Source organism: Rouxiella chamberiensis, from assembly GCF_026967475.1.
Lineage (GTDB): Bacteria > Pseudomonadota > Gammaproteobacteria > Enterobacterales > Enterobacteriaceae > Rouxiella > Rouxiella chamberiensis.
Genome location: NZ_CP114058.1, coordinates 3884319 through 3898012, shown reverse-complemented (window position 1 = coordinate 3898012; position 13694 = coordinate 3884319). Strand labels below are relative to the sequence as shown.

Below are 13694 nucleotides of genomic sequence, written 5' to 3'. Positions count from 1 at the left end.
TACTTGAAGTTTGGACATACATAACGATAAGGACTGAGGGGATTCATGCCGACATCCACGAAAGAACGACCGGCCAAACCGGACATCAACAAACCGTTGATTAACATCAAGACCGGCAACGAAACCGTGGACTCAACGGTGACGGGCATTTCTCGCACCGTTAGACGCGTGCAGGCCTGGCACTGGGTTGCACATCTGCTGCGCGCCACCGAGCGTTTCAATGACCGGTTGGGCAGTCAGTTTGGCGCTGCCATTACCTATTTTTCGTTTCTGTCGCTTATTCCGATTCTCATGGTGTCATTTGCGGCCGTCGGTTTCGTGCTTGCCTCGAATCCCGATCTGCTGACCGAACTCATCAGCAAGATTGTGAATAGCATCAGCGATCCTAATCTGGCGAAACCACGTTGAAGAGTACGGTCAACACCGCCGTGCAGCAACGAACCGCCGTAGGGCTTTCGGGTCTGGTGATTGCGCTCTACTCCGGAATTAGCTGGATGGGCAATTTGCGCGAGGCTATCCGTGCACAGTCGCGCGACGTGTGGGAACGTAATCCGAAAGACGAAGAGAAAATCTACAAGCGCTATCTGCGCGATTTTATCTCGCTGATTGGTCTGGTGCTGGCGTTGATTATCACGTTGTCATTGACCTCGATCGCAGGTTCGGCGCAGGAAACCATTGTCGATGCTCTGGGGTTAAGCCATCTTGAATGGCTGCGTCCGGCGATGACCATCATTACCCTTGCGATTTCCGTTGCTGCCAACTATCTGTTGTTCTTGTGGATTTTCTGGATTCTGCCGCGCCACAAGCCACGTAGGAAGGCGCTGTTCCGTGGTACGCTCATTGCGGCTATTGGTTTTGAGGTTATCAAATTCATTATGACCATGATGCTGCCACGTCTGGCCAGTTCGCCTTCCGGCGCGGCCTTTGGTTCTGTCATCGGGCTGATGGCCTTCTTCTATTTCTTTGCGCGACTCACCCTGTTCTGCGCCGCCTGGATTGCCACGGCACGCTACAGCGATGACCCGCCAATCGATGAAGGCAACGATGTCGCCAAGGCGTAAGCCATCCCTTCATGCCAGTGAGCGCCCGCTTGCTGGCATTTAACTCTAAAAATAAGCCCTTAAAGCAGCGTTTAATTCTGATTTATGCACTCCCGCTTTGCCAAACCTAGAACAACTCACTACCCCGCTCACTTTTCTTTCACTCTTTTACAGAATGTTACTCTGAAAATAAATCATTCGACAAACTTATGACTGCCTATCCCCGCTGTTTATGGGTGAATCTCCCAATTCAGCCGAATTGCCTGATTTTGGGGCGTCGGGGCGTGTTGAAACTCCCCATGGCAGTGCTTAAGATGATTTTTTTAAACAAATCAATTTACATAAAAAACCAATAAGAAACACTTATGCAAGCCACCATCACCCCAGAACTCGAGGCCGACGCGGAACTCGTCAGCCAAAATTCTCGCGGCAAAGTTATCATCGCTTCCCTGATCGGTACCGCCATCGAGTTTTTTGATTTTTATATCTATGCGACGGCGGCAGTCATTGTCTTCCCGCACATTTTCTTCCCTCAGGGCGATCCTACTGCGGCCACGCTACAGTCTCTGGCGACCTTCGCCATTGCCTTTATCGCGCGCCCTATCGGCTCCGCACTCTTTGGTCACTTTGGTGACCGCGTAGGCCGCAAGGTGACCCTGGTCGCCTCGCTACTCACGATGGGGATTTCCACTGTCGTTATCGGCCTGCTGCCGACCTACAATACTATCGGCGTATTTGCTCCGCTGCTGCTGGCGCTTGCCCGATTCGGTCAGGGCCTCGGCCTCGGCGGCGAATGGGGCGGTGCCGCGTTGCTCGCCACAGAAAATGCCCCGCCGAAAAAGCGTGCGCTGTACGGCTCTTTCCCGCAGTTGGGTGCGCCCATTGGTTTCTTCTTTGCCAACGGCATGTTCCTGCTGCTCTCGTGGTTGCTGACCGAACAGCAGTTTATCGACTGGGGCTGGCGTGTGCCTTTCCTGCTCTCTGCCGTTCTGGTGCTGATTGGTCTGTACGTTCGCGTTTCCCTGCATGAAACGCCGGTGTTCGCCAAAGTGGCCAAAGCCGGAAAACAGGTCAAGGTGCCGATTGCAACGCTGTTCAGCAAACATTTGAAGCCAACCCTGCTGGGTACCTTCATTATGGTGGCCACCTACACGCTGTTCTACATCATGACCGTTTACTCGCTTGGCTACGGCACCACGGCCAAACCTGTCGGCCTGGGCATTGCGCGTAATGATTTCCTGTTGATGCTGATGATTGGCGTGATCGGATTTGGTGTGATGGTGCCGATTGCCGGTCAGTTGGCAGACAAGTTTGGTCGTCGCAAGACCATGATCTGCATTACACTGCTGATAATCCTGTTTGCCCTGACGTTCCCGTCAGTCATCAGCGGCGGGTCAATCACGGCGGTAATGATTTTCCTGCTGTGCGGCTTTAGCGTCATGGGCCTGACTTTTGGTCCGATGGGCGCATTGCTGCCGGAGCTGTTCCCGACGGAAGTTCGCTATACCGGCGCGTCATTCTCCTATAATGTGTCTTCAATATTAGGGGCTTCCGTTGCGCCTTATATTGCAACCTGGCTGGCAACCCACTACGGGCTGTTTTATGTCGGCGTTTATCTGGCGTCTATGGCAACACTCACCCTGATTGCCCTGTTGTTGACAAAGGAAACTCGCAACCAGTCACTCTGATTATTAGGCCGGGCATCGTGCAACACGGTGCCCGGCTCGATACAAAAGGATACTTGTATGCGCTTCAAGCCTCGCTATCTTTTCTCGTTGATTCCTGTTTTGCTCATTCTTGTCGCTCTCGGCTATTACTTTCTCCGCCCCACCGCCAATCCCAACGTGTTGTGGAATTTTGTGAGTCAGCAGTGCGTGCCTAACCAGCAGCAGCATGGTCGTCCCGATCCCTGTATCGAAGTGAACGAGAAAAGTGGTTTTGTGGTGTTTAAGGACATGAACGGGCCGCTGCAATATTTGCTGATGCCTACGGCGCGCGTAACTGGTGTCGAAAGCCCGTTGCTGCTTGAAACCAGTACGCCAAACTACTTTGAGCAAGCCTGGCAGGCGCGGCATTTCATGGTCGATAAATACGGCAGGCCTATCGATGACAGCAACATTTCATTGGCGATCAACTCCGAATATGGCCGTAGCCAGAACCAGTTCCATATCCATATTTCCTGTTTGCTGCCCGACGTAAAAACCCAGCTGGGTGAAGAAGCCGGAGACATTGGTTATCGCTGGCAACCGCTGCCGACTCGTCTGAAAGGCCACACGTACATGGCACGCAAGGTTTCCCCGGCTGAACTGGGTGAAAAAGGCGCGTTCCGGTTATTGGCGGAAGGACTGCCGGAAGCCCGCGAGAACATGGGGCACTTCGGCATGGCGATGGTGAGTCTGAAAAGCGGGGATTTCCTGTTGCTGGCAAGCCAGAGCAATCTGTTGCTGTTTAATTTTGCCTCGACGGAAGAGATTCAGGACCACAATTGCGCAGTCCTGAATCCGCCTCCTCATTAAGCATCGGGCTAAAGGTATTCTCTCCGAAGGCCGGTTATTTACCGGCCTTCATTTTTTGCAAGATAGCGCCACACTGGTTGGAGTCGTTGTCGCTCGGAGAGATCAACGCCAGCAACGCCGCGGCCGGTGCCACAATCGCGCCCAGCGCCACGGCGGCGGCCCCGCGAGCAATCAATGGACCCGGTTTAACACCTGCATCGGGATTTTTAAAGGTTCCGCGCACGTAAAGCGGTGAGCGCAACGTCAATACGCGAAGCCCTTTGCTCTCAGGATCGATGGAGAGATCCAGTCGTTCATTGGCAAAGTTGGTGGTACCGCTTACGTTGATGACGGCGTTTTCGGTGTCGAACACCAGCAGGCTGGGCCGCGCCAGACCGCTCTTGATATTGACATCTGCCGCCGCACAGTTGATGGCAACTTCGTCATCGCCAAACAGGCGAGTCACCACGTAGTTACCCACGTTAAGCCCCGCGATTTCCATTAATCCGCGACTGATTACCCCATCGTTAATCAGCAGTTTCATCTCGCCATTACTGGTGCCGAGCAGCGCCGCCACCGAGTTGCCGGTGCCTGTCAGCTTGGCGTCCCCATTAAGCTGGCCCAGACTTTTCTTCATCGACTGCACGTTGGGCACCAGTTGCTTGAGCTGCAAACCCCGTGCGTGCATATCGACACGCCCCTGCATCGGTGATTTATCGCCTTCCAGTCTGACCGTTGAATTCAGGTTTCCGCCCGCCACACCGAAACGCAGCGGATCCAGCAGCAAATCGCCGTCTTTCAGTTTCAGATGAGTATTCAGATTGCTTATCGGCAGTGATTCTCCGTGCTCGATGCGTTTGGCGGTGAATTTCACATCGGCATCCATCACCCGCCAGCTTTTGGTATCAAACTTCTCGACCGGCAGCACTTTATTCGAAGGTTGGCGTGTGGTTTCGCCGCGCTTGGCCTTGTCGCTGTTGGAATCGGCCCCGATAAGCGGTGCCAGGTCGGCAAAGCGCAGCTGGTTGGAGGTCAGTGACCCTTCAAGATCGGGACGCGGTTTGCTGGCGGTATAGGTCAGCGAGCCGTGAATATCGCTGCTGCCGATTTCGCCGTTGAAATTTTCGTAACGGAATTTCGCGCCCTTTGCATTATGCAGATTGGCAATGAGATGCCCGTCGGTTTCATAAGGGGGAGTCTGTGGCAGCAGAACCGCCCGTCAGCCCGTAAAGGTCGGACAACGTTTGCCCCGAGAATTTCAGACGCAGATCCAGCTCGCCCAGGTTCATGGGGTCAGTCAGCGTGCCCGCCACCACGACCCGTGTATCACCCGAACGAACGTCGGCCTGTAGCGGGAATCGCGCATTGGGGTCCTGCAACGCCAGCATGCCGCCGATTTTGCCGTTACCCGAAAGCGCCTCGCCCTTGTATTTGCCATCCACCTTCCAGCCGAAAACGTAGTCCGGCGTGTAATGTTTGTCATCGTCCTTGCCGCCTTTCTCCGCCTTCTTGCCGGTGACTTCGGTAAATGGCAGAGGTTTGCCCAAGGGGTCGATAACGGCACGGAAATCGGCCTTCAGGGTGGCGTCCTTGAAATCTATCTGACCGCGGTCAAAGACGATATCGTTCATTTTGAACGACCATGCCGAAGGAGGCTGATTGGGATCTTTATTGTCGCTATTGGCGAGATTGAAGGTCCAGTTATTTTTGCCGTCGACAAGGCGAATCAGGGAGGCATCGGGCTTTTTCAGCCAGATACGCGGGATAAGCACTTCTTTATTAAGGAGCGCCAGAGGCGCAAGGCTGGCATCGACGCGCTCAAGATGCACCATTGGCGTGTCGCTTGGTACATCGGGTGGATTACCAAGCACGATGTCTTCGGCGTGAATATGCGGCCACGGCACCCACGCGCGCCATCCGCCCTCGTCACGCTGACGCGACCAGTCGACACCCAGGTCACCCTGAATGGCAAAGGGCCGGTTTAATTCGGCGGTTACTTTCTTGTTGATGGTGGGCTTGAGTCGGTTCCAGTCGAACAACGCTATAAAAATAACGATAGCAACGACCAGAATAACCACTATCCCACCCGTCCAGCTCAGCGCTTTTCCAGTGCGTGTCATAGACTTGTTCCTGTCAGACAATTGTTTGATATGTTTAATTAAAGATAGTTGAGTTTGGCCCCCTGTATAACCGGTTAGCCAGAGAAGCATGTCGGGGCGTAAAAAACGACAGAAAAATGCATAAAATACGAGGCATCTCGGAAAAAATAAAACGTCGTTTTAATACTATTGACTGAAATTGCCCGAGCGAAGAGACTGGTTACCTCTTACCCAATTCAACTAATCGCTGGGGCCGTAAAATGACTACCAAAAATATCGCCGTCATTGGTGAGTGCATGATTGAACTCTCGCAGAAAGGCGAATCGATAAATCGCGGCTTCGGCGGCGATACCCTTAATACGGCGGTCTATATCGCGCGTCAGGTGGATGTACAGGATCTTAAAGTGCATTACGTTACTGCACTTGGCACAGACAGTTTCAGCGCCGAAATGCTTGCTGCCTGGCAGCGCGAAGGGGTAGAAACAGACCTGGTTCAACGCCTCGAGAATAAATTGCCCGGCCTGTATGTTATTGAAACCGACGCCAGCGGAGAAAGAACCTTCTATTACTGGCGCAACGACGCGGCGGCAAAATACTGGCTTAACGGCCCCAATGCAACAGCCCTTTGCCAGCAACTGGCCGAATTCGACTATCTGTATCTAAGTGGCATCAGCCTCGCCATCCTCAGTGAAGAAAACCGCGAGCGCCTTATGTCGCTGCTGCAAGATTGTCGTGCACGGGGCGGCAAAGTCATTTTCGACAACAACTATCGCCCGCGTCTTTGGGAAAGTGTTGAACAGGCAAGGCACGCCTACCAATCCATGCTTGCCTGCACCGATATCGCCTTCCTTACTCTCGACGATGAAGACCTGCTGTGGGGCGCACAACCCTATCAGGACGTCATTGCCCGCACTCAGGCGCTGGGCGTTGGTGAAGTGGTTATCAAACGCGGAGCGGACAGCTGTATCGTTTCCAATGCCCAGGGCGAGCATGATGTTCCAGCCGTACAGCTGGATAAAGACAAGGTCATTGATACGACCGCCGCCGGTGACTCGTTCAGCGCCGGTTATCTGGCAAAACGTTTGTGCGGCGCCAGCGAAATCGACGCCGCACGGCGTGGGCATTTAACCGCCAGCACGGTCATTCAATATCGTGGCGCAATCATTCCGCTTGAGGCGATGTCTTGCTGGCTGCATGCGCCTGCATGATTGAATAAGCCCTGTAGCTCTAATTTAGCCCACGTCGACAGTAAACGAAGGCATTGGCGTATTACTTTCAACCGCGCTCAGGAATGCCTGCGCGGTATTCATCGCCTCGGCAATAGTGACGTCCATATCCAGATAACGATACGTGCCTAACCTCCCGACAAAAGTGATGTTAGGTTCTTCTTTTGCAAGAGAAACGTACTGTTGCAACTGCGACATTTCCCCGACGAGTCGAATGGGATAATAGGGAATGTCATTGTCGCCGCAGAGACGGCTATATTCTTTATAACACACCGTTGCGGCATGATTTTCCCACGGCGAAAAATATTTATGCTCGGTAATTCGAGTATAAGGTACGGAAGTTTCACAATAATTCATGACCGCCGTGCCTTGATAATCTCCCTGCTGGCTAAACTCTTCGAAATCAAGAGTTCGATAAGCCAAATGACCATATTTAAAATCAAAATAGGCATCCAGAGGGCCGCTGTAAAATATATGCGCGTAGCGATCGGCGGTATTTTTATCGAAAGACGTATCGAGCAAGACGGTAATATTTTTATGGTCAAGAATACTGGCGACTAAAGGGGTATAACCTTCTTCGGGCATTCCCTGATACTTATGATTGAAATAATTATCGTCGTAATTAAAACGAACGGGCAAACGCTTGAGAATGGATGCCGGAAGTTCAGTAGGATCCAGCCCCCATTGCTTGATGGTGTAGCCTTTAAAGAAGGCTTCATACAGCTCTTTACCGACAAAACGAAGAGCCTGTTCCTCAAAGGAGGCAGGCTCGGTGATGGTGTGGTCGCCCTTGCTGTCAATGAGTGCCCGGGCTTCATCCGGTGAACAGGTAGTGTTGAAAAATTGATTAATCGTATGCAAGTTTATCGGCAGCGAAAAGACTTGCCCATTTACCGTTGCTTTAACACGATTGATGTAAGGCATCATTTTGGTATGACGATTTACAAAATTCCATACCTTTTCGTTATCGGTATGAAATATATGAGGACCATAGGTATGAACTAATACATCGGTTTCTTTATGGCGGGCAGAATAACAATTACCCGCAATATGTTTTCGCGAATCGATAAGGGTAACTTTATAGTTTTCTTCAGCGAGCAGACGACCTATTACGGCTCCGGAGAATCCGGCACCGACAATCAGAATGTTTTTATTCATATCAACCCTCGTCATTATTTAATGAGCTTAGTCGATTATTGGAAAAACTCCCTGCCGGGGTCTGTAAAGAGGGGCAATAAAAGGAATAACGCTGCCGATGTGAAACCGGCACCGCGTGACTGCGGTGCCGGTAAGGGATGGCTTGCTACTGCGCCGTTGCCGGTGTGGTCGGCGCAGGCGCGTTGGAGGCCTGGGCTCCCTCGCTGTTTTGCGCCTCTGCCGGTGTCGCAACGGGAACCACGATGGCGTCGAAGGTGTCCTGCAACGTCTTCACGCTCAGCTCTTCTTCGCCTTTCGGCTGGGCCAGCAACATGGAAGGCGCATGGGACAACTGCTGTTTCAGTTCCTGATTAAAGTCGGGCAGAGTCAGGGTCGACAAGAACGTCTGGCGCAGCTTTTGGTACTGTTCCGGCGCGATGTCGACCACAGCATTCTGCTGGGAACGTAAACGCTGACTCATCAGCACGCCCGTATCGGTACGCGCATAGGTGGCAAATAACTGCCCCAGCTGGTCTTTCTTCTGCGCCACCAGCGTGTCGAATTCGGCTTGAGACAACCCGTTTTCACGTACTTTTTGCAGCTCGTTGGCAAGACGTTTCAGCATGGGTTGAATAGCTTCACGTGGGGCCTCCATGCGAATAGCGCACTGCGCATGCTGGTACTGAACGCGGCAGTCAAAGCCGAGCGCCGGTTGCACCGATCCGCCCTCTTTGCTCTGCTTTTCTTCGGCGGGCGTTTTCAATGCCTGCTGCAAATGCTGGAACAAGGCTTCGCGAGCCAGGTCACTGCGCCAGTAGGTATTCAGCGCAGGGGAATCCTGAATCGGCTGCCACGGCATGCTCCACATCAGTGAAAGCCGGTCCTGCGTGATGGAAGGGTCGACGGTTGCCATGGCTCTGGCGGGCACATCGGATAGCGTAGGCATTGTCTGCGGCGTCTGACGACTGCCCTTCAATGTAGAGAAGGCACGGTTGATCTGCTCGGCCATGGCGCGGCTGTCGACATTGCCGACAACATAGAGTGTCATGGCGTCGGGCGTATACCACTGATGATAAAATCTGGCCAGATCGGCAGGTTTCGCGACCTTGGCCGGCATGGCGTCCGGGCTATGTCCTACCAGCGTCGAGCCATTGATGCGATAGCGCCACCACACGTCGGAGGCGTCGGGCGGAACGGCATCGATAGGGTCTTGCGGTGCCTGGTAAGCCGCGTGCACGGACTCGGGGGTGATCACCATTTTGCCGGTAGTGTCGACCAACCAGCTCAGCGCGCTTTTAACGAGATCCGGACGGCCATTCGGCAGGCTCAGGTTATACGAGGTAAATTCATAGGAGGTAATGGCCGGTGCGATGGGCCGCTGGTTATCGATAGCCTGCTGCCAGAAGGATTGAAGCTGGGCAGTGGTAAAACCTTCACTGCGAATGAGTGCCAGGCGCGGTAAAAAGTGCGCGAAGCCTTGCTGCTGCGGATTTTCTGCCAGGGATCCGGTACGAACCAGTAATCTGAGTTCGATGCGATCGCTGGGACGCTGCGGCGTAGTCAGTAATTGCCAGGTGAAGCCGTTGTCCAGTTTGCCCTGCTGCCAGGCTGGATCGGGTTGTAGTGCTTCAGCCTGCACGTTGCCGTAGGACGACGCCAACAACAACCCACCAAGGAGTAAGCGAATTCTGGTGCCCTGCATGTGAACCCCTACATAATAACTCTACCCGCAGTGTTTGAATGCGCTTCTTTGGCGACTCAACATGACCGGGGTAATCCAATTTTCAATAATTAAATCTTGCTCTTACCTTAATCCTAAGGCGGCAAGCTCGAATGCAAAAAACGAAAACGGCAAGAGTAGCACTGTGTTAGACATCACTACTCTGCATAAGTCGCGCACGACCATGAAAATATTCTGATGTCTGACAAACTGCATCACTCAAGGGTGTTCGAGATTCAAAAGGAGAATAAATAGCAGGTTATTATGAAGAAAATCGACCGGTTACATCAAGCAACCGGTCGATTTAAACAGAAATTAGCGCTGAAAGAGGCCGTTTTGTATGAAAACTCCCGCCTCCAGCGGCTAGATTCGGGGGATATTTATTACGCGGCCTTGTCGGCGGCTAATGATTTTTTACCGGACAACGTGTCATGCAGCTGTTTTTCATCCAGCTGATCGACCCATTTCGCGACGACAACCGTTGCCACACCGTTACCAATCAGATTGGTCAGCGCACGCGCTTCAGACATGAATCGGTCGATGCCCAGAATCAGCGCCAAACCGGCAACCGGCAGATGACCTACCGCCGAAAGCGTCGCCGCCAGCACGATAAAGCCGCTGCCTGTCACACCCGCCGCGCCTTTGGAGGAGAGCAGCAATACCACAAGCAGGGTAATCTGGTGCCAGATATCCATGTGGGTATTGGTGGCCTGGGCAATAAACACCGCCGCCATCGTCAGGTAGATTGAGGTGCCGTCGAGGTTAAACGAGTAACCGGTTGGAATCACCAGCCCTACCACGGATTTCTTGCAGCCCAGTTTCTCCATCTTGTCGAGCATACGCGGCAGCGCAGATTCGGAAGAAGAGGTTCCAAGCACAATCAGCAGCTCTTCCTTGATGTAGTTGATGAACTTGAAAATATTGAAACCAGTGAAACGGGCAATCAGTCCGAGCACGACAATCACGAACAGTACACACGTCAGGTAGAAGCAAAGGATCAGCTGACCCAGCTGTACCAGCGACCCAACGCCGTATTTACCGATGGTGAACGCCATGGCGCCGAAAGCACCCAGCGGAGCAAGGCGCATGATCATGTTGATGATGCCGAAGATAACTCTCGAGAAACTGTCGATAAAGTTAAACATCAGCTGACCTTTATCGCCCAGGCGATGCAAGGCGAAACCAAACAGAATCGCGAACAGCAATACCTGAAGAATGTTACCGCTGGCAAAGGCACCAATGACACTGCCGGGAATGATATCCAGCAGGAAAGGAATAATGCCCTGTGACTGCGCCTGCTCGGCATAAACGGCGACCGCCTTGGCATCCAGCGCCGCAGGATCGACATTCATCCCCGCACCCGGCTGCACGATATTGACGATAATCAGACCGAGAATCAGCGAGATAGTACTCACGATTTCAAAATACAGCAGCGCAATCGCACCTGTGCGACCCACTGCCTTCATGCTTTCCATCCCTGCAATACCGGTAACTACCGTACAGAAAATCACCGGAGCAATAATCATTTTGATCAGTTTGACAAAGCCATCACCCAGCGGCTTCATTTGCGCACCCAGTTCTGGATAAAAGTGTCCTAGCAACACACCGAGGGTGATTGCAGTCAACACTTGGAAATAGAGACTCTTGAATATTGTTTTTTTCATTTAACGGCCATCCTGTAGTGAAAGTATCCCCTCAGATTTCAATGTGCTGGAACGAAACATGAGAGCAATCCAAGGGAACATCGCCATACATATACAGCAGTCGGGCGAATAGCGACAGCCGGAAAATAACACCGACATAACAGGATGGAAATATATTGTTTCGTTTGGCAAACATTGTTGTTAGAAAAGTTGAACTGAAAGGATTCAGCTAAAAAATTTAACAAATTTTAATATTAAGTCAAGCCAGTGTTGGAGCGGGTTTGCGAGGAGTTAAGCGTTAATATTCCAAAGTTTCATTTAAGAGAAATTTTGTTTCAAAATCGCTCTGCGAAAGCGGGGGTGAAAACAGGAATCCCTGTCCGAAATTTATACGATTGGCCAATAACCAGTCACGCTGCGCCGCCGTTTCGACACCTTCGGCCTTGAGCTGAATATTCATGGCGCGGGCTATCGACGCCACAATGCTGGCCATCGCATCATCTTCGGGTAAAGTGGCAACAAACAGACGGTCAATTTTCAGGGCATCAATCGGCAGATTGCGCAGGCGATCGAGGTATTCAAGACCCGAATACCCCAGGCCGAAATCGTCTAGTTCGACCGAAATACCAAGTTGGCGAAGTTCACCCAGCACGTTGAGCGCCAGTTCCCAGTTCTCGATACGCGCCGTTTCGGTCATTTCCAGCACCAGCTGGGCATGATTTATCTGATACCGGCTCAACAGGCTACGCAGTTCCGGCAGGAAGTTTGCCTGCTGGATTTGCACGCCCGAAAGATTCATCGACAACGGCAGATGAATGCCGCGAAGCCGCCAGTCCGCCAGAATATGACAGCCCAGTTCCAGCATCTTGTAGCCGAGTTGCGCCATTACGCCAATCTCTTCGGCCACCACGATAAAGTCGCTTTCCAGTCCATAACTGCCGTCGCACAGTTTGCGGCGCAAGAAAGCTTCGGCCCCCACCACTTCACCGGTCGCCATATTCAGCTGCGGTTGAATAAACAGGGTGAAATCGTCTTTCTCCATGGCATGAAGGATTTCGTTTTCCTGCTGCATTCGGCGCTGAATTTTGGCCGTCAGGCCCGGTTCAAAGAACAGAATCTGGTTTTTACCCTGCTGCTGGGCGGAAAGCCGCGCCGTTCGGGCATGGCTTAAGAGCTGATGCGCGCTGACGGCCCGCTCTGCGCAATATTGGGCAATGCCGATACTGCCGGTCGGATGCAATGCCATTTGGGTTTCACCGCTCGATTGCGGCGTATTGATGCGCGTCAGCAACTGTTTCGCCAGCCGCATCGCCATAAATGGCCGTTCGATTTCGCTCACCAGCAAGGCATATTCGTTGTAGCCAAGGCGCGCCAGCAGGCTCTGCTCCGGCAATGCCTTGAGTAATGCAGAAATAACCGGGCAGCACGCCGTCTCGCCTTCACCCAGATTATCGATGCCGATGAGCATGATATGGAAATCTTTTTGCGCCAGTGCGCCGTGCATGCGCTGCTCGAGACGGGTAATAAACTGCGCCTCGTTCGGAAACTGGCTGGAGCTTTGCTGCATCGCCTTCAGCGCCTTGTCGAGCAGTTGCTGATTGCGGTTGTAACTGCGGATCAGCATCCCGAGTTCATCGTCCTGATGGCGCGGTCTTGCGGCCAGCTGATGATAGTGCACCTCGCTTTCAGGCAGCGATTCAAGTTCGCGGGCGATGGAGCGCAACGGTTTGACAATTAGCCGATTAATGCACCAGCTAATTGAAATGGAAAGGATAAGCGCCAGCAGAAGATAGGTCGTCAGCATCGTCGACAGAGCGCTGACGAAAAACTGGAACATGCGATAAGGGTCGGCTTGCAGCACCAGATACGCCAGCGGCCGGGCGGTATCCTGAGTCGTCGCCGGAGAATACAGCGGCACGGTGACTTTAATCGGCAGGTCGAAACCTTTCATTACCCATTCCGGAACCGGACGCCCCTCCGGAAAATGAGTACGCAAGGTCGGGATCTGATTGGGCAATACAAGGTCTGCGCGATTTAGAATGCCGACCGGTCTTAGCGTATTGAGAATATGCTGCGTTTCTTCAAGATTGACGTCGAGCACCGCCTGAGACAGCGGTCTGGCAACGGAATGTCCGATATTCTCGAGTTGCTGGGCATAGTCTTCCCGCCTCTGTTCAACGAAGTGAAAAAGTTGGATGGCGATAAAAAAGCAGATTGTCACCAGCGCCACACCGGACACGGCCGCCATCTGTTTAATCGTTAATGAACGCCTAACCCGCAACATATCTCTCCAATGAAGTATCCCTGCAATCCTGTCTGAACGCATAATAGCAG

7 protein-coding genes and 2 pseudogenes are annotated in these 13694 nt (G+C 52.6%); 4 read left to right on the top strand and 5 right to left on the bottom strand.

Annotated elements, in window-relative coordinates; translation table 11 throughout:
- Positions 1-45: 45 nt before the first annotated feature.
- The 3 genes and pseudogenes from yhjD (at position 46) to O1V66_RS18105 (ending at position 3556) form a co-directional block, all read left to right on the top strand.
- A pseudogene (yhjD, locus tag O1V66_RS18115) lies at positions 46-1061 on the top strand (inner membrane protein YhjD).
- A gap of 344 nt (positions 1062-1405) precedes the next feature.
- Positions 1406-2728, top strand: a complete 1323-nt coding sequence (locus O1V66_RS18110; RefSeq protein ID WP_045048750.1) for an MFS transporter — start codon at positions 1406-1408, stop codon at positions 2726-2728.
- Between the two features lie 57 nt (positions 2729-2785).
- Positions 2786-3556, top strand: a complete 771-nt coding sequence (locus O1V66_RS18105) for a CDP-diacylglycerol diphosphatase (protein ID WP_045048751.1) — start codon at positions 2786-2788, stop codon at positions 3554-3556.
- Between the two features lie 34 nt (positions 3557-3590).
- On the opposite strand, the pseudogene O1V66_RS18100 reads toward O1V66_RS18105, so the two are convergent.
- Positions 3591-5655, bottom strand: a pseudogene (locus O1V66_RS18100) (AsmA family protein).
- A 239-nt stretch (positions 5656-5894) separates the two neighbouring features.
- On the opposite strand from O1V66_RS18100, the gene kdgK reads away from it, so the two are divergent.
- A complete protein-coding gene (gene kdgK, locus O1V66_RS18095) occupies positions 5895-6842 on the top strand; it encodes a 2-dehydro-3-deoxygluconokinase (RefSeq protein ID WP_045048753.1) in 948 nt (315 codons plus the stop codon).
- 24 nt (positions 6843-6866) lie between these two features.
- On the opposite strand, the gene glf is transcribed toward kdgK, so the two are convergent.
- From glf to hmsP, 4 genes are all read right to left on the bottom strand, one after another.
- A complete protein-coding gene (glf, locus tag O1V66_RS18090) occupies positions 6867-8018 on the bottom strand; it encodes a UDP-galactopyranose mutase (protein ID WP_045048754.1) in 1152 nt (383 codons plus the stop codon).
- Between the two features lie 145 nt (positions 8019-8163).
- Positions 8164-9699, bottom strand: coding sequence for a M16 family metallopeptidase (locus O1V66_RS18085; protein WP_045048755.1), 1536 nt, complete (start codon positions 9697-9699; stop codon positions 8164-8166).
- Positions 9700-10100: 401 nt separating this feature from the next.
- Positions 10101-11381 carry a dicarboxylate/amino acid:cation symporter gene (locus O1V66_RS18080; protein ID WP_045048756.1) on the bottom strand — a complete coding sequence of 427 codons (1281 nt, stop codon included), beginning with the start codon at positions 11379-11381 and terminating at the stop codon, positions 10101-10103.
- A 277-nt stretch (positions 11382-11658) separates the two neighbouring features.
- Positions 11659-13641 carry a biofilm formation regulator HmsP gene (gene hmsP / locus O1V66_RS18075; protein ID WP_045048925.1) on the bottom strand — a complete coding sequence of 661 codons (1983 nt, stop codon included), beginning with the start codon at positions 13639-13641 and terminating at the stop codon, positions 11659-11661.
- Between the last annotated feature and the right edge of the window lie 53 nt (positions 13642-13694).